Annotated in this window: 15 protein-coding genes; 12 read left to right on the top strand and 3 right to left on the bottom strand. The window is 68.4% G+C overall.

Going from position 1 to position 17116, the window contains the following annotated elements; genetic code table 11:
- Positions 1–22: 22 nt before the first annotated feature.
- The 3 genes from IU452_RS01220 (at position 23) to IU452_RS01210 (ending at position 2158) form a co-directional block, all read left to right on the top strand.
- Positions 23–1081: an alpha/beta fold hydrolase gene (locus IU452_RS01220; protein ID WP_195106989.1), complete on the top strand. Its 1059-nt coding sequence runs from the start codon at positions 23–25 to the stop codon at positions 1079–1081.
- 41 nt (positions 1082–1122) lie between these two features.
- On the top strand, positions 1123–1821 hold the full coding sequence (locus tag IU452_RS01215; RefSeq protein WP_195106988.1) for a ferritin-like fold-containing protein: 699 nt from the start codon (positions 1123–1125) through the stop codon (positions 1819–1821).
- A 109-nt stretch (positions 1822–1930) separates the two neighbouring features.
- Entirely contained in the window at positions 1931–2158 is a 228-nt protein-coding gene (locus IU452_RS01210; protein ID WP_195106987.1) for a DUF3107 domain-containing protein, read from the top strand.
- Between the two features lie 109 nt (positions 2159–2267).
- On the opposite strand, the gene IU452_RS01205 is transcribed toward IU452_RS01210, so the two are convergent.
- On the bottom strand, positions 2268–2930 hold the full coding sequence (locus IU452_RS01205) for a TetR/AcrR family transcriptional regulator (protein WP_195106986.1): 663 nt from the start codon (positions 2928–2930) through the stop codon (positions 2268–2270).
- A 301-nt stretch (positions 2931–3231) separates the two neighbouring features.
- Between IU452_RS01205 and IU452_RS01200 the strand changes: the two genes are divergently transcribed.
- The 3 genes from IU452_RS01200 to IU452_RS01190 all read left to right on the top strand — a co-directional run bounded on the left by IU452_RS01200 (position 3232) and on the right by IU452_RS01190 (position 6635).
- Positions 3232–4368 (top strand): DUF3152 domain-containing protein, encoded by a 1137-nt coding sequence (locus IU452_RS01200; RefSeq protein WP_416382257.1) that lies wholly within the window; start codon positions 3232–3234, stop codon positions 4366–4368.
- Positions 4369–4458: 90 nt separating this feature from the next.
- The gene (moeZ, locus tag IU452_RS01195; protein ID WP_195106985.1) at positions 4459–5643 is read left to right on the top strand and encodes an adenylyltransferase/sulfurtransferase MoeZ; all 1185 of its coding nucleotides are present in this window, start codon (positions 4459–4461) and stop codon (positions 5641–5643) included.
- 140 nt (positions 5644–5783) lie between these two features.
- Positions 5784–6635, top strand: a complete 852-nt coding sequence (locus IU452_RS01190) for a TIGR02569 family protein (protein ID WP_195106984.1) — start codon at positions 5784–5786, stop codon at positions 6633–6635.
- A gap of 8 nt (positions 6636–6643) precedes the next feature.
- Here the strand turns inward: IU452_RS01190 and IU452_RS01185 are convergent, their stop codons facing one another.
- Positions 6644–8119, bottom strand: coding sequence for an MFS transporter (locus IU452_RS01185; protein ID WP_195106983.1), 1476 nt, complete (start codon positions 8117–8119; stop codon positions 6644–6646).
- A 198-nt stretch (positions 8120–8317) separates the two neighbouring features.
- Positions 8318–8986, bottom strand: coding sequence for a FadR/GntR family transcriptional regulator (locus IU452_RS01180; protein WP_195106982.1), 669 nt, complete (start codon positions 8984–8986; stop codon positions 8318–8320).
- 65 nt (positions 8987–9051) lie between these two features.
- On the opposite strand from IU452_RS01180, the gene IU452_RS01175 reads away from it, so the two are divergent.
- From IU452_RS01175 to IU452_RS01150, 6 genes are all read left to right on the top strand, one after another.
- Positions 9052–10296 (top strand): MFS transporter, encoded by a 1245-nt coding sequence (locus IU452_RS01175; protein ID WP_324192381.1) that lies wholly within the window; start codon positions 9052–9054, stop codon positions 10294–10296.
- Between the two features lie 312 nt (positions 10297–10608).
- A complete protein-coding gene (locus IU452_RS01170) occupies positions 10609–12105 on the top strand; it encodes a nitrate/nitrite transporter (RefSeq protein WP_195106980.1) in 1497 nt (498 codons plus the stop codon).
- A gap of 22 nt (positions 12106–12127) precedes the next feature.
- Positions 12128–14677 (top strand): nitrite reductase large subunit NirB, encoded by a 2550-nt coding sequence (nirB, locus tag IU452_RS01165; RefSeq protein WP_324192380.1) that lies wholly within the window; start codon positions 12128–12130, stop codon positions 14675–14677.
- 64 nt (positions 14678–14741) lie between these two features.
- Positions 14742–15143, top strand: coding sequence for a nitrite reductase small subunit NirD (nirD, locus tag IU452_RS01160; protein ID WP_195106978.1), 402 nt, complete (start codon positions 14742–14744; stop codon positions 15141–15143).
- The gene (locus IU452_RS01155; RefSeq protein ID WP_195106977.1) at positions 15140–16381 is read left to right on the top strand and encodes a uroporphyrinogen-III synthase; all 1242 of its coding nucleotides are present in this window, start codon (positions 15140–15142) and stop codon (positions 16379–16381) included. Before nirD ends, IU452_RS01155 begins: the two co-directional genes overlap by 4 nt.
- Positions 16378–17106 (top strand): sirohydrochlorin chelatase, encoded by a 729-nt coding sequence (locus IU452_RS01150; protein ID WP_195106976.1) that lies wholly within the window; start codon positions 16378–16380, stop codon positions 17104–17106. Before IU452_RS01155 ends, IU452_RS01150 begins: the two co-directional genes overlap by 4 nt.
- Positions 17107–17116: the final 10 nt, after the last annotated feature.

Below are 17116 nucleotides of genomic sequence, written 5' to 3'. Positions count from 1 at the left end.
GTCACGGGATAGGTTCTCTGCCGTGAGTCTGGCAGACACGGTGAGTACCGCCGCGCGCAACGCATGGGCCCTGACCTTCGGCGAGGGCATCCGGCCGCCCGAACCGACGCCGTCGACGGTGCTGTGGGACGAACCGCATCGGCTGCTGCGCCGGTACGAGCGCGGCGAGGGATCGGTGGCGGCGCCCGACGACGCCGCGGTGCTGCTGGTGCCGCCGCTGGCCGCGCCCGCCTTCTGCTTCGATCTGCGGCCCGATCAGAGCCTGGCGCGCTTCCTGCTCGACGCCGGGCGCCACCCGTATCTGATCGACTACGGCGAGATCACCTTCGCCGACCGGCGCCTGGGCTTCGAGGACTGGATCGACGACATCCTGCCCGCCGCCATCGGCCGGGCCTCCGCCGATCGGAACGGGGCACCCGTGGATCTGGTGGGGTGGTCGCTGGGCGGGGTGTTGGCGCTGCTGACCGCGGCCGCCGACCCGGCCCTGCCGATCCGTTCGATCACCGCGATCGGCGCCCCGCTGGACTACGACAAGATGACCGGCATACCGCAGCTGCGCGCGGTGGCTCGGCTGACCCGCGGTCTGGCCGTCTCGACGCTGGTGCGGGCGGCGGGCGGGGTGCCCGCGCCGCTGACCCGCCTCGGCTATCGCGCCACCGCCTGGGAGCGCGAACTGCGCCGCCCGCTGTTCATCGCCGCCAACCTCGACGACACCGCGACCCTGGCCCGAATGGAGAGCGTCGACCGGTTCCAGGCGCAGCTGCCCGGCTATCCGGGGCGGCTGTACAACCAGCTGTGGAGCCGGTTCATGCTGGCCAACGACATCGGTAAGGGGGTAGTGAGGCTGGGGGAGCGGAGGATCGCGCTGGCCGAGGTGACCGCGCCGGTGCTGTTGGTCGGTGGGCCCAGCGATGTCATCACCCCGGCGGCGGCCGTCGAGCACGGCACCGCCACCCTCACCGGTGCCCGGGAGGTGCGGTTCGAGACCGCGCCGGGTAGCCACCTCGGCATCCTCACCGGGCCCGACGCGAGGGACACCACGTGGACATATCTGGAGAAGTTTCTGCGAGATGTGCCATGACCGAGCGGGTAACCGGGGCGGTCGCTACTAGGGTGGAGCACATGGGAGCTAACCCGTCTGCCGCGCTGGGTGTTTCGACCGAATCCGACCCCCGTATTCCCGCCGATCATCCCGGCGTCATCGACCTGTTCGCGGTGCTCGCCTACGGCGAGATCTCCGCGTTCTACCGGCTCGCCGAGGAGGCGAAGCTGTCGCCGACCCTGCGGGGCAAGGTGGCCGTGGCGAAGATGGCCGCCGCCGAGATGGGGCATTTCGAGACCCTGGAGCAGGCACTATCGCAGCGGGGCGTCGACGTCTTCGACGCCATGGCGCCGTTCGTGCGCGCGCTGGATGCCTACCACGACTCCACCGACCCCTCGACCTGGCTCGAGTCGATGGTGAAGTTCTACGTCGGCGACGGCATCGCCGCCGACTTCTACACGGTGCTGGCCGATGCGCTGGCGCCCGAGGTGGCCACGGTGGTGCGCGATGTGCTCGCCGAGACCAGCCACTCCGAATTCGTGATCGAGGAGGTGCGCCGCACGGTCGCGGAGAGCCGCTCCGAGCGCGACCGGCTCACCCTGTGGGGCCGCCGGCTGCTCGGCGAGGCCATCACCCAGGCCCAGTACGTGATGGCCCAGCGCGACGAACTGACCGAGCTCGTACTCATCGCCACCGGCGACCTCAACGGCGTCGCCGCCCTGTTCGAACGCATGCAGGCCAGCCACGCCGAACGCATGCGCGTGCTGGGTCTCGGCTGAGTCTTCGTTCGCGTCTTCGTTCGCTCACAGCGCAGCTTGCCGCATAACTTCGCCCGTTCGTGCTGCATTAGCCTGAGCTAGACACCATCAGGGAATTAGGAGGTTGGCCGTGGAGGTCAAGATCGGTATTTCGGATAGCCCGCGTGAGCTCGTGATCGTCAGCTCGCAGACCCCGGAAGAGGTCGAGGCGCTGGTGTCCGGTGCGCTGGAGGGCGGGAGCGGCGTGGTGGCGCTGACCGACGAGAAGGGCCGCAAGTACCTGATCCAGGCCGCCAAGGTCGCCTACGTCGAGATCGGCACCTCCACCAGCGGACGCGTCGGCTTCGCGGCGGTCTAGCAAGGATGTAATCGAGCCGCGGTCTAGCAAGGATGTAGTCGAGCCGCGGCCTGGACGTAGGGACACCAAAGGCGGCGAAGCAGAAAGCTTCGCCGCCTTTTTCGTCGATCTATCCCTGGGGGTGCAAAGGCACGCGCGACAGGCCGCCCCAGCACAGCGAGACCGTCGTATCCACGGCCTCCTCCTTGGAGATCGGGCGGTCGGCCTCGAGCCAGTAGCGGGCGGTGATCTGGCTGGCGCCCACCAGGCCCACGGCGAGGATGCGGGCCCGGTACGGATCCAGGCCGGAGTCGTGGGCCACCAGATCGAAGACCGCGTCCACACACGCCTCGGTGGCCTGTTCGACCCGGCGCTGCACCTGCGGCTCACTGGTCAGGTCGGATTCGAAGACCAGCCGGAAACCCTGGGTCTCGTGGTCGACGAAGTCGAAGTACGCCTGCACCGCGGCGCGCACCCGCTGGCGGTTGTCGGTGGTGGAGCGCAGCGCCTGGCGCACGCTCGACACCAGCGCGTCGATGTAGTTCTGCAGCACCGCGAGATACAGCTCGAGTTTGCTCGAGAAGTGCTGGTACAGCACCGGTTTGGAGACGCCCGCGCACTGCGAGATCTCGTCCATGCCCGCCGCGTGGTACCCGCGTAGCACGAAGACCTCACCGGCCGCGGCGAGCAGTTGCGCGCGACGGGCGTCGCGAGGCAGGCGCGTTCCGCGCTTGCTCGGCATGGCCTCGGACGACAGTCGATGCGACGTCATCCGGTCCACGAGGTCAGTCATTTCGGCTCTCCCAATCGATTCCCGGCTGGAAATTTGGATGTGCACGGGTATCCCACGAACGATACTCGCATGCGGGCCCGCGTGCCGTTCCCGGTTCTCACACTATTGCGGCGGTCCAAGTCTGCTCCGGATCGCGACCGGAGAGCGGGACAAGTGACCGATAACCTTCCACACCTATTGGCAATCTGTCAGTAACTGATCGCCGTGAGAAATCTCGCACAGTGGTGAGAAATCTCGCAACCCCTAAGGCTGGGGTCAGGTCCCCCGGTGCCCCCGCGCGGGTTGTGAGACTCTGAATGTCGTGACCGACCAACGGGGCAGATCGACCGGCGGGCGCGATTCGCGCCGCCCCGTGGGCGCTGTCGCATCGCGTGCGGGTGCCCTCGGCTCGAAACGCAAGGGAAAGCCGCAGCCGGAGATCTACGATCCGCTCGGCCTCTACACCGATCCGGACCGGGTCGACGAGCAGCTCACGCACCGAATCGATCGATCCCATCAGCCGCTGCGCGCCCGCTGGGACCCCACCGCACCGATCGACGAACCGGCGCGTCCGCGGCCCAACCGGGGGGCCGAGAAACAGAGCGCTCTGGGTCGTTTCGTCTCCACCTACGGCTGGCGGGCCTATGCGCTGCCGGTGCTGTTCGTGATCACGGTCCTGGTGGTCGTGGATGCCGTCAAGGGGGGTGGCGATTCCGGCGGCGGTGGCATGCCCGGATTGGGACGGCTCAGCCAGCACACCAACAAGGCGGGCATCATCGGCGCCCCGCCGCGCGGGGACGGCAAATTCGGCGGCGATCTGCCGACCGGCGCGCTGCCCGACGGCGGCCCGTTCGCCGAAACCGGCGCGGGCACCTGGCATCTGGTGCCGGGCGCCTCCGCGCAGGTCGGTGCGGCACAGGGGCATCTGTTCACCTACACGGTGGAGGTCGAGGACGGCATCGACACCTCCGGATTCGGCGGCGACGCCTCGGTGGCGAAGATGGTCGAGGCGACGCTGTCCAATCCCAAGAGTTGGATTCACGATCCCAAATTCGGCTTCCGCCGGATCGACAGCGGCGAGCCCGATTTCCGGGTCTCGCTCACCTCCCGCCAGACCACCAAGACCGAGTGCGGGTTCGAGATCCCCATCGACTCGTCCTGCTTCAACTCCGACAACGGCCGGGTGGTGCTGTCGGAGGTGCGCTGGGTGCGCGGGGCGCTGGCGTTCGAGGGCGATATCGGCTCGTATCGGCAGTACCAGATCAATCACGAGGTCGGCCACGCGATCGGCTACCACGAACATCAGCCGTGCGAGTCCGACGGCGGCCTGGCGCCGGTGATGATGCAGCAGACCTTCGGCACCCGCAACAACGACATCGCCGCCCTCGACCCCCAGGGCGTGGTGCCCATGGACGGCAAGAAGTGCCGCTTCAACCCCTGGCCGTATCCCCGCGGGTGAGGTGGGGCAGGATGGTCGGGAAGAACGGCCCGATTCGCCGCGTTGCACGGGTGACGTGATCGGCGAATTCGATGCGAGGAGTCTGAGGACGTGTCATCACCAAGGTCCCTGCCGCCCCTGGTCGAGCCGGCTGCGGAGCTGACCCGAGACGAGGTCGCCCGCTACAGCCGGCATCTGATCATCCCGGATCTGGGTGTGGACGGTCAGAAACGACTGCGCAACGCCAAGGTGCTGGTGATCGGTGCGGGCGGCCTGGGCTCGCCGGCGCTGCTGTATCTGGCCGCGGCCGGCGTGGGCACGCTGGGCATCGTGGAGTTCGACGAGGTGGACGCCTCGAATCTGCAGCGGCAGATCATCCACGGCGAATCCGATATCGGGCGTTCCAAGGCGGATTCGGCGCGCGACTCCATTCTGGAGATCAACTCCGGAATCACCGTGGAGCTGCACAAGTTCCGGCTCGACAACGACAATGCGGTCGAGCTGTTCTCGCAGTACGACCTGATCGTCGACGGCACCGACAACTTCGCCACCCGCTACCTGGTCAACGACGCCGCGGTGCTGGCGGGCAAGCCCTACGTGTGGGGCTCGATCTACCGGTTCGAGGGCCAGGTGTCGGTGTTCTGGGAGGACGCACCCGACGGGCGCGGCATCAACTACCGCGATCTCTACCCGGAGGCGCCGCCGCCGGGCATGGTGCCCTCCTGCGCCGAGGGTGGCGTGCTGGGCGTGCTGTGCGCGTCGATCGGTTCGATCATGGTCACCGAGGCGATCAAGCTGATCACCGGCATCGGTGAGCCGCTGCTGGGCCGGCTGATGGTCTACGACGCACTCGACATGAGCTACCGCACCATCAAGCTGCGCCGCGATCCGGAGCGCCAACCCATCACCGAGCTGATCGATTACGAGGCGTTCTGCGGCGTGGTGTCCGAGGAGGGCCAGGCCGCGGCCGTCGGTTCCACGGTCACCGCGCGCGAGCTGAAGGACATGCTCGACGCCGGTAAGGATGTGGCGATCGTCGACGTGCGCGAACCGGTGGAGTGGGACATCGTCCGCATTCCGGGCGCGACCCTGATTCCGAAGGACCGCATCCTGTCCGGTGAGGCGCTGTCCGAGCTGCCGCAGAATCGCCCGATCGTGCTGCACTGCAAGACCGGTGTGCGCTCGGCCGAGGCACTGGCCGCCCTGAAACGCGCCGGTTTCTCCGACGCCACCCACCTGCAGGGCGGAATCATCGCCTGGGCCAAGCAGATCGACCCGTCCCTCCCCGTCTACTAGCCGCCCCAGCCGCACCCCTTGTTCACATCCGCACCCGCTCCAGCGCCCTGTACGGGGTGCGGGAGACGGAAAGGGGTGCGGCTGTGCTGGTCTCGGCGCGGCGTCGGGAGTGGACAAACTTCCCGGAGTACGGTACGGCCGTGACTTCTGTGGAACCTCCCGAGCACGTGCGCGCCACGTTCGGGCTTCGCGAGGAAACGCCGATCGCGCTGGGCGATTGGGACGGCGGCTGGCGCTGCGGGGATGTGGTGCTGAGCCCGGTCGCCGACCATGCCCGGGCCGCGTGGTCGGCCCGCGTGCGGGAGACCCTGAAGGTGGACGGCCTACGGCTGGCGCGCCCGGTGCGCGCCACCGACGGCCGCTACGTCGTCTCGGGCTGGCGCGCGGACACCTATCTGGAGGGCACACCCGAACCGCGCCACGACGAGGTGGTGTCGGTATCGCTGCGGTTACATCAGGCGACCGCGACACTGGACCGTCCCCGGTTCCTGGTGCAGCAGCCGATCGCGCCGTGGGTGGATGTGGACGTGTTCGTCGCCGCCGACCGGGCCGCCTGGGAGCCGGTGCCGCTGCGCAGCCTGAAGATCGGCGGCATGCTCCCGGTCACCTCGCCGGACGGTCAGCGCAGCCTCGAAATGCTTGCGCAGCTGGCCACTTTGCGTAAACCGGTGCAGACACCGCCGCAGCTGGTACACGGCGATCTGTTCGGCACCGTGCTGTTCTCCGGCGCCTACACACCCGGCCTCACCGACATCACCCCCTACTGGCGGCCCGCCCCATGGGCCGCCGGGGTGATCGTCGTCGACGCGCTGTCCTGGGGCGGCGCCGACGACGGATTGCTGCAGCGGTGGTCGGACCTGCCGGAGTGGCCGCAGATGCTGTTGCGCGCGGTCATGTTCCGCCTCGCCGTGCACGCCCTGCACCCCCGCTCCACCCCGGAGGCCTTCCCGGGCCTGGCCCGCACCGCCGACATGATCCGACTCCAGCTGTAGTCGGGCCCTTACACGTTCGCGTAGGCGAGCGACGGCACCCGATCCACCGCGAACGACGACCGCAGGTAGCACCACCAGGTGAGCCCGCCCATGGCCAGGAAGGCCACCGCGTAGGACCAGAATGCCGGATTCATGCCGCCGAAGTGGTTGTTGGACAAGCGAAGTGCCTGCTGCAGCAGCCAGCCGCCCGCGGCGCCGACCGCACCCACGACGCCGATGGCCGCACCGGCCTGCCGCTTGGCCGCGATGAGCGCGGAGGCCGGGTCGCGGCCCGCCTCGCTGGCCCGGCGCTTGGCCTCCGCGCCGAAGATCGAGGGGATCATCCGGTAGGTGGAACCGTTGCCGACGCCGGTCAGCACGAACAGCAGCAAGAACGAAATCAGATACAGCGCAAAGTTTTTCGCCGACAGCGACGCCATGATGAGCGCGGTGGCCACCGCCATGCCGCCGAAGACGTACAGCGTGATCTTGGCGCCGGTCAGTCTGTCGGAGATCCAGCCGCCGAACGGGCGGCTCAGCGAGCCCACCAGGGCGCCGAGGAAGGCGAGGTTACCGAGCGTACTCATCCAGCCGATCTTGGCCAGATCGGGGAAGTTGGCCTTGAGCAGCGTCGGGAAGGCGAAGGAGAAGCCGATGAACGAGCCGAAGGTGCCGATGTAGAGCACCGCCATCACCCAGGTGTGCGGATTGGCCAGGGCCAGTTTGTAGGACGAGCCGTCGGACTTGGCGTGGGTGATCGAATCCATGTACCGCAGCGCGCCGAACATCGCGATCAGGATCAACGGGATCCACAACAGCGCGGCCAGCGTGATGCCGAAGCGATAGCCCCCGGCGTCCTTGGCCATCAAGTGAGTGCCGAGCGTGATGATCAGCGGCACGAACAACTGCGTCTGTGCCACACCGAGATTCCCGCCCGCGGCATTGATGCCCAGCGCCGCACCCTTCTTGCCCTCCGGGAAGAAGAAGTTGATATTGGCCATCGACGAGGAGAAGTTGCCGCCGCCGACACCGGCCAGCGCCGCCAGGATCATGAACACCCAGAACGGCGTGCCCGGCTGATTGATGAAGTACGCCAGGCCCAGCGCCGGAATCAGCAGCATGCCCGCGCTGAACACCGTGAAGGCCCGACCGCCGAACTTCGGGATGGCGAAGGTGTAGGGGATGCGCAGTGCGGCCCCGACCAGGGTGGGGGTGGAGGTGAGCAGCAGCGAATTGCCCACGGCCACAGGGTTTCCCCGGCCGAGGCCGTCGAGGAATGCGAAACCCGCGGGCCCCATGGCGGTGACGACGCTGGCCCACAGCACCCAGACGCTGAAGCCCAGGTTCTCGGCGAACACCGAGAAGATCAGATTCTTGCGTGCGGTCTGCTTACCGCCGTTCTCCCAGAAGATTCGATTGTCGGGCTCCCAGCGGTCCAGCCATCGGCCGCGGGCCTGATAGGTGAAGGTCGGGGTGCCGGTGTGCGCTACGGCGTCGCTTGTCATCGGCGCGCTTCCTCTCGAGCGGGGGACGACCGCCCTCATCGTGAGCCCGTGCCGAAATACCCTGGCTGCGAATACCCTGGCTGCGGGCCCTGCGGTCGGATTCCACCGTACGAATGCGCCGTTACGCGGGGTTCACCGCCGATGACGATCGAGCCAAATCTCGCTCACGCCATCGCGAACCGGTCGGTGACGACTCGTTTACCTGTCGGGATATCCGGCGATCAACGTGTCGAGAAAGCAGTTGGCCGTCCGCGCAGCCCGCTCCGGGTCGCCGTCGATCACCGCCTGCACCAGTTCGGCGTGTTCGGTGTGATAGGACTCGCTGGATCTGGTTGTGCTGGAACGGATTCCCTGCTCGATCACCGGCAGCAGCGAATCGTAGAACTCCAGGTACACCGCATTATGGCTGGCGACCACGATGGCGCGGTGCAGCTGCACGTCGGCCTCGATGGCGGCCGGATCGCCTTCGGCCCAGGTGCGGCGGCGTTCCTCGAGCAGCTGGCGCAGGTTCTCGATATCGGTGTCGTCGCGGCGCTGCGCGGCCAGCCGGGCGGCGGTGGTGTCGAGGGCCTGGCGTAGCTCGAGGATGTCGCGCTGGACGGCGTCGGCGAAATACTTCGTCAGGGGGCCGCCGAGATCGGAGGTGGCGATCACATAGGTGCCCGATCCCTGGCGACGCTCGAGCATGCCGGCATGCACGAGCGCCTGGACGGCTTCACGGACGGTATTGCGGCCGGTGCCGGTGAGTTCGGTCAGCTCCGGTTCGGTGGGGATCCGGGAGCCGACAGGCCAACGGCCGGAACGGATTTCGGCACGCAGCTGCTCGGTCACCTGAGCGATGAGGCTGGTGCGACGGACGGGTTGCACGCCCAACAGAGTACCCCGCATCACATTTGTTGCCTCCTATCATCCAATCATCCTATGATTTTGCGGTGACAGTAACCGCCGAGCAGACCACTCAGCAGCTTCAACAACGCCGCCGCTCCCTGATCGAGGGGCGGCTCCTCGTGCTCGCCGCCATCATTGTGTCGGCGTCGACGCTGCGCATCGCGGTCACTGCCTTCAGCCCGCTGGCCGAGCGGATCGGCGAGGATATCGGCTACTCGACGGCAATTGTCGGCGTATTCGGCATGATCCCGACCGCCATGTTCGGCTTCGCGGGCATTCTCACCCCGATCCTGGAGCGGCGGCTGGGCCTCGAACGCACCGCGCTGGTCGCGATGCTGATGGTCGGCATCGGCCAGGCCGTGCGCGCGGTCGTGCCCGACACCTGGGAGCTGCTGGCCTTCTCCGCGGTGGCGCTGGCGGGTATGGGCGTCGGCAATGTCGTGATCCCGCCCCTGGTCAAGCGGTACTTCGCCGATCGGGTCGGGGTGCTGAGCTCGCTGTACATCGTGATGGTGCAGCTGGGCACGGTGGTGCCCGCGCTGATCACGGTGCCGGTGGCCAACGCCCACGGCTGGCGGGTCTCGCTGGGGATGTGGTCGCTGCTCGGCTTCGCCGCCGCGCTGCCGTGGCTGGGTGTGCTGCGGGATCGCCGCGGCCGCGACGTGGCCGACCGGACCGAGGTGCCGGTGCGACAGGGCGAGGTCGCGGGCAAGGTGTGGCGCTCGCCGGTGGCCTGGGGTATGGCCGGGATGTTCGGCATGACCTCGCTGACCACCTATGCGATGTTCGCCTGGCTGCCCAAGATCTTCTCCGATGCGGGGGCCAGCGAGGCGTTCGGCGGCACCATGGTCGGCATCTTCTCGCTGATCGGACTGGTCGCCGCGCTGTCCGCGCCGACGGTGATCGTGCGCGTCGCCAACCCCTTCCCGATCGTGGTGGTGTGTGCGCTGTGCTTCTTCGCCGCCTTCGCCGGGCTGCTGATCGCGCCCATGAGCGTGCCGCTGCTGTGGGTGCTGCTGCTGGGCCTGGGCCCGAGCACCTTCCCGATGGCCCTGACCTTGATCAACCTGCGCACCCGCACCCAGGCCGGATCCGCGGCCCTGTCGGGCTTCACCCAAGGCGTCGGCTACGCCGTGGCCTGCGTCGGCCCGCTGCTGTTCGGCGTGCTGCACGACGTCACCGGCGGCTGGGGCGCCCCCTTCGCCCTGCTGTGCGTCGCGGTGCTGGTCCTGCTGCTGGGCGCCTGGCAGGCCTGCAAGCCCCGGGCCCTGGAAGACACCTGGAGCTGAGGTCCCGGCGAAAAGCACGCCGGGACGTGAGGTGGGGCACGCCGGGACATGAGGTGGGCACGCCGGGGCATGAGGTGGGGCACGCCGGGACATGAGGTAGGCCCAACCCCAGCACCTCACCGGCCCGGCTTTCGGGCGTGGGGGGTTTGTGACGCGCGGAAACCGTTGTGTCACATGGACGAAATATAGGTCCGGTTCTCACGAGGGGTCCCAGGTACCCGTGAGCAACCGTTGATTTGGTGGTCATTTCGCGCAGCATCGGCGCAATACCGGTTCCCTACCTTGGGGCCAACGGGAAGTTGGGAGGCCGGTTTGAGCACGCTGACGCGTAACCATGACATCGACCACTGGGATGCCGAGGACGTCGACGCCTGGGAAGCGGGCGGCAAGGACATCGCGCGCCGCAACCTGATCTGGTCGGTGTTCGCCGAGCACATCGGGTTCTCGGTGTGGTCGATCTGGTCGGTGATGGTGCTGTTCATGCCGGCCGACGTCTTCGGCATCGATCCGGCCGGGAAATTCTTCCTCGGGGCGGTCCCGACGCTGGTCGGCGGCGTGCTGCGGATTCCATACACGGTGGCGACGGCGAAGTTCGGCGGGCGCAACTGGACCATCTTCAGCGCGCTGGCGCTGCTGGTGCCGACCCTGCTGACGCTGTATTTCATCAACCAGCCCGGCACCTCCTACACCATCTTCCTGATCGTGGCGGCGTTCGCGGGCCTGGGCGGGGGCAACTTCGCCTCCTCGATGGCCAATATCAACGTCTTCTACCCGCAGCGGCTCAAGGGCTGGGCGCTGGGCCTCAATGCCGGTGGCGGCAATATCGGCGTGCCGGTGATCCAGCTCATCGGCCTGGCCGTCATCGCCACCCTGGGCAGCGCCTACGGCAACGCGTCGGTGGTGTGCCTGGTCTACCTGGCATTGATCGTGGTCGCGGCCACCGGTGCGGCGCTCTACATGGACAACGTGCGCAACCAGCAGGCCGACTACTCCTACATGATCACCGCGCTGAAGGTGCCGCAGTCCTGGGCGATCGCCTTCCTCTACATCGGCACCTTCGGCTCGTTCATCGGCTACAGCTTCGCCTTCGGCCAGGTGCTGCAGGTCAGCTTCCTCGCCGGTGGTGACAAGCCCGCGCAGGCCGCGCTGCACGCCGCGCAGATCGCCTTCATCGGTCCCCTGCTCGGCTCGCTGGCCCGCCCGTACGGCGGCAAGTGGGCCGACCGGTTCGGCGGCAGCAGGGTGACGCTGGCCAGCTTCGCCGCGATGATGCTCGCCGCGGTCGTGGTGGCCGCGGCCAGTGCGGTGACCGACGGCAACAACCATGTGCCGACCGGTGGGGTGACGGTGGCGCTGGTGGCCGGATTCATCGCGCTGTTCGTGGTGTCCGGTGTCGGCAACGGCGCGGTCACCAAGATCATCCCCTCGGTCTTCGCCGCCAAATCGCGCAGCCTGCAGGCGGATGCGGCCGCGCAGGCCTCGTGGGCGCAGAACACCTCGGGCGCCCTGATCGGTGTCGTGGGCGCGATCGGTGCGCTGGGCGGGGTCGCCATCAACCTGGTGCTGCGCTCCTCCTACGCCTCCACGAAGTCCGCGACCACCGCGTTCTGGGTGTTCATGCTCTTCTATGTCGCCTGCGCGGTGGTCTGCTGGGCGGTGTTCCTGCGGCGGCCCGGCGCTCGCCGGGCCGGCGACCCCGACGTGGTGGTCGAGGCCGAGGCCCTGGTGCTCGAGGCCGAAGCCGCAGGGAAATCGAAAGCTCTGCCCCATACCGTGTCCCAGTCCGCCGACGCGCCGTCGCGTGCGTGACCCGAACCACAGGGAGGAAATGGTGAACCACACAGTGGAATCCACCCAGCGCAAGACCGTGGTGGTCGTCGGTCACGGCATGGTCGGCCACCGCTTCGTGGAGGCGCTGCGCGCCCGCGACACCGCGGGACTGTGGCAGGTCGTCGTGCTCAGCGAGGAGCCGCGCCCGGCCTACGACCGTGTGGGGCTGTCGTCCTACGTCGGTGCCTGGGACGCGGCCGCGCTGGCGCTGCCCGGCAACGAGTACGCCGGTGACGCTCTGGTGGATCTGCGGCTGGGCGTGCGGGCGGAGTCGATCGACCGCAATGCCCGCAAGGTCACCACCTCCGGCGGTGATGTGATCGCTTACGACGCACTGGTTCTCGCGACGGGTTCGTACGCGTTCGTGCCGCCGGTGCCCGGTCACGACCGGTCCGAATGCTTCGTCTACCGCACCATCGAGGATCTCGACGGCATCCGGGCCGCGGCCGAGGCCGCCGGACCCGGCGCGGTCGGCGTGGTCGTCGGCGGCGGCCTGCTGGGCCTGGAGGCCGCGAATGCGTTGCGGCTCATGGGTATGACGCCCCATGTCGTCGAATTCGCACCGCGCCTGATGCCGGTGCAGGTCGACGAGGGCGGCGGCGCCATTCTGGAGCGGCTGGTCAGCGATCTGGGCCTGCACGTGCACACCGGTGTCGGCACCTCCTCCATCGGTGAGTCGGAAGACGGTGCGGGACTGCGGGTTACGCTGTCGGACGAGTCGACGATCGACGCCTCGCTGGTGGTGTTCTCCGCCGGTATCCGCCCGCGCGATCAGCTCGCGCGCGACGCGGGGCTGGAGATCGGCCCGCGCGGCGGTGTCGTCACCGACCTCGGCCTGCGCAGCTCCGATCCGAACATCTACGCCGTCGGCGAGGTCGCCGCCGTCGAGGGCACCTGCTACGGCCTGGTCGCCCCGGGTTATACCACCGCCGAGATCGTGGCCGACCGATTGCTCGGCGGCGCAGGCGAATTCCCGGGCGCGGATCTGTCCACCAAGCTGAAGCTGCTCGGCGTGGACGTGGCGTCCTTCGGCGATGCGCACGCCACCACCGAGGGTGCGCTGTCGGTGGTGCTGCACGACGCCGCCAAGGGCACCTACGCCAAACTCGTCGTCTCCGATGACGCCAAGACGCTGCTGGGCGGCATCCTGGTGGGTGACGCCTCCGCCTATGCGGCGCTGCGTCCGCTGGTCGGCAGCGAGCTCCCGGCCGAACCGGCGGCGTTGATCTCGCCCGCCGGTGCCGAACTCGGCGCCGACGCCCTGCCCGACGACGCCCAGATCTGCTCCTGCAACAACGTGTCCAAGGGCGCGATCTGCGGTGCCATCGCGGAGGGCGCCTGTGATATCCAGGGCATCAAGAACTGCACCTCCGCCGGAACCTCCTGCGGCGGTTGCGTTCCCATGCTCAAGAAGCTGCTCGAACAGTCCGGCGTGGAGATGTCCAAGGCGCTGTGCGAACACTTCCCGCAGTCGCGCCAGGAACTGTTCCACATCGTGCAGAGCACCGGGATTCGCAAGTTCTCCGAACTCATCGCCCGCCACGGCACCGGCCTGGGCTGCGATATCTGCAAGCCCGCCGTCGCGTCGATCCTCGCCTCCACCTCGAGCGATCACATCCTCGACGGCGAACAGGCCGCGCTGCAGGACACCAACGACCACTTCCTGGCCAATCTGCAGAAGAACGGCACCTACTCGGTGGTGCCGCGCATGCCCGGCGGCGAGGTCACCCCGGAACAGCTCATCGAGATCGGGCAGATCGCCAAGGATTTCGGCCTGTATGTGAAGGTCACCGGCGGTCAGCGCATCGACCTGTTCGGTGCGCGGGTCGAGCAGCTGCCGCAGATCTGGCAGCGGCTGGTCGATGTCGGCATGGAATCGGGGCACGCCTACGGTAAGGCGCTGCGCACGGTCAAGAGCTGCGTCGGTTCCACCTGGTGCCGCTATGGTCAGCAGGATTCGGTGGGCATGGCGGTGCTGCTCGAGAAGCGCTACCGCGGCCTGCGCTCCCCGCACAAGCTGAAGCTGGCCGTATCCGGCTGCGCCCGCGAATGCGCCGAGGCCCGCGGCAAGGACGTCGGCGTCATCGCCACCGAGAACGGCTGGAACCTCTACGTCGGCGGCAACGGCGGGCTCGCGCCCAAGCATGCGGTGCTGTTGGCCGGAGATCTCGACGACGAGACCCTGATCAAATACATCGACCGGTACCTGATGTTCTACATCCGCACCGCCGACCGGCTGCAGCGCACCGCGCCCTGGCAGGAGGCGCTCGAGGGCGGTATGGACTACCTGAAGCAGGTCATCTGCGAGGACTCCCTCGGCATCGCCGCCGAACTGGAGGACGCGATGGCCCGCCACGTCGCCGGATACAAGGACGAATGGGCCGCGGTGCTCGAGGATCCGCAGAAGCTGTCGCGGTTCGTATCCTTCGTCAACGCGCCGCAGGAGCCCGATCCGACCATCGCCTTCGACGACAGCGGGGAGCGGAAGGTCCCTGTGCTGCTCGGTATGCCTGAGATCCCGGTCACAAGTACTGCCACCGACGGGAAATAGGCGCGTAATCGCGCGGAAACAGGACGCCGGTACCAATAGGTAGGGCGTTCGGAGGAGAGTACCGATGACCGTGATCGACACACCCAGCAGCATTGACCGCGTCGCCACCACCGGATGGACCTCGGCCTGCCGTCTCGACTATCTGATTCCCGGCCGCGGCGTGGCGGTTCTGCTGAAGGATGGCCATCAGGCCGCCCTGTTTCTGCTGCCGGACGGATCGCTGCACGCCGTCGGAAATATCGACCCGTTCGGGCGGGCCGCGGTGATGTCGCGGGGCATCGTCGGCGATCGCGGCGGCGTGCCCGTCGTGGCCTCGCCGCTGCTCAAGCAGGCGTTCTCGCTGGTGGACGGTCACTGCCTGGACGATCCGGCGATGGCGCTGCCGGTCTATGCGGTCCGCGTGGACGACGGCCTGGTGTCGGTGTCCAACGAGCCGGTGAGTTGTAGTGGCGGTGATTCGGCATGAGCGAGCGCAGCGAGCGAACAGTCACCACGGCCGAGCCCGAGAGCCTGGAAGGCTTCACCATCGGCATCACCGCCGCCCGCCGGGCCGATGAGCTCGCCACACTGCTTACCCGCCGGGGAGCGAATATCCTTGCCGCCCCGGCCATTCGCATCATCCCGCTGGCCGATGACACCGAATTGGAGCGGGTGACAAGGCAATTGGTGGCTGATCCGCCGAAAATCGCCGTCGCCACCACGGGTATCGGCTTCCGCGGCTGGATGGAGGCCGCGGAGGGGTGGGGCCTGGCCGAAGATCTGCGCACGACGCTGGGCTCCACCCGTCTGCTCGCCCGCGGCCCGAAGGCCAAGGGCGCCATCCGCGCGGCCGAACTGCGCGAGGAATGGTCCCCGGCGTCGGAGTCCTCGGCCGAGGTGCTCGATCATCTGCTCGCCGAGGGGGTGGAGGGCGTGCGGATCGCGGTGCAGTTGCACGGCGCCACCACCGAATGGGAGCCCGTGCCCGACTTCTGCGAGGTATTGCGCTGTGCCGGTGCCGATGTGGTGCCGGTGCCGGTGTATCGCTGGACGCCGCCCGAGGATCAGGCCCCGATGGACCGGATGATCGAGGCGGTCGTGACCTCGGCGCTCGACTGCGTCACCTTCACCAGTGCGCCTGCGGTGGCCTCGATGCTCATGCGCGCCAAGGAAACCGGGCTGCTGGAGGGGGTGCTGCACGCATTCCGCTCGCGGGTGCTGCCCGCCTGTGTCGGGCCCATCACCGCGGCTCCGCTGGAGGAACTCGGGGTGTCGACCACCATGCCCGGACGGGCCCGGCTGGGCGCACTGGCACGGCATGTGGCCGAGGAACTTCCGCGCCGCGCCAACCGCATTCATGCCGCCGGGCATGTGCTGAGCGTGCGCGGGGGATGTGTGGTTGTCGACGGGAAGGTGCGTCAGCTCGCGCCCGCACCGATGGCGCTGATGCGAGTGCTGGCCCGGCAACCGGGCCGGGTGGTATCGCGGGAGGATCTGCTGGCCGCGCTGCCGGGCGGCGGTGACGACACCCACGCCGTCGAGACCGGAATCGCGCGCCTGCGCGCCGGACTCGGCACCCCGAAGGCCATTCAGACCGTGGTGAAACGCGGCTACCGGCTGGCCTTGGATCCGGCCGAATGCATCGACAACAACCCCCGGCCGCCGGTCAGCGGCTACAACCCCTCGCGGCGCCCACACCGGCCGACGCCGATGGCGGGCGTATGAGTGTCGGGAGAGGGAGTGCGACGAATCTCCCGGCACTGGTTCTGGTCGCGCACGGCACGCGAAGCCCGCGGGGCGTGCAGATGATCGCGGCACTGGCCGAGGCCGTGCAGCGGGAACTCGACGGCGTAACGGCGCGCACCGCATTCGTCGATGTGCTGGGCCCGTCACCCGCCGAGGTGCTGCGGGATCTGGATCCCGTTCCGGCCGTGGTCGTTCCGGCGTTTCTCGCCTCGGGTTATCACGTTTATCAGGATGTGCCGCGTGAGGTCGCCGAGAGCGGGCATCCGGCGGTGGCGGTGACCCCTGCCATGGGCCCGGATGCGGCACTGGCCCGCATCATGCGGATGCGACTGCGCGCAGCGGGATGGCGGCCCGGCGATGCGGTGGTGTTCGCCGCGGCCGGGTCGTCGGATCCTCGTGCCCGCCGAGATGTCCGGCGCGCGGCCGAACTGCTCGGTGAGCGCCTCGACGCCCCGGTCGAGGTGGCATATATCGCCACCGGGACCCCTCGGGTGCCGGAAGTCGTTTCTTCACTTCGTAATTCGGGCGCACGCCGCATCTTCGTCGCGTCGTATCTGCTCGCCCACGGCCTGTTCCACCAGCGCCTGCACGAGGCGGGAGCCGACGGCGTGACCGAACCCATCGGCGTGCATCCGGCCGTGGTCCGCCTGCTCACGGCCCGCTACCGTACCGCCGCCCACACTCTCGTCGAGGCCGCGGCCTGACGCTGGACGA

It is taken from the genome of Nocardia transvalensis (assembly GCF_015477765.1).
GTDB classification, from domain to species: domain Bacteria; phylum Actinomycetota; class Actinomycetes; order Mycobacteriales; family Mycobacteriaceae; genus Nocardia; species Nocardia transvalensis_A.
The sequence above is the reverse complement of the archived record's forward strand: the minus strand, read 5'-3'. Positions and strand labels throughout refer to the sequence as shown.

Excerpts from the sequence above, each read along its gene's own strand:
- IU452_RS01150 (WP_195106976.1), top strand. The coding sequence starts at position 16,378 with ATGAGTGTCGGGAGAGGGAGTGCGACGAATCTCCCGGCACTGGTTCTG.
- IU452_RS01205 (WP_195106986.1), bottom strand. The coding sequence starts at position 2,930 with ATGACTGACCTCGTGGACCGGATGACGTCGCATCGACTGTCGTCCGAG.
- nirD (WP_195106978.1), top strand. The coding sequence starts at position 14,742 with ATGACCGTGATCGACACACCCAGCAGCATTGACCGCGTCGCCACCACC.
- IU452_RS01155 (WP_195106977.1), top strand. The coding sequence starts at position 15,140 with ATGAGCGAGCGCAGCGAGCGAACAGTCACCACGGCCGAGCCCGAGAGC.
- IU452_RS01185 (WP_195106983.1), bottom strand. The coding sequence starts at position 8,119 with ATGACAAGCGACGCCGTAGCGCACACCGGCACCCCGACCTTCACCTAT.
- IU452_RS01215 (WP_195106988.1), top strand. The coding sequence starts at position 1,123 with ATGGGAGCTAACCCGTCTGCCGCGCTGGGTGTTTCGACCGAATCCGAC.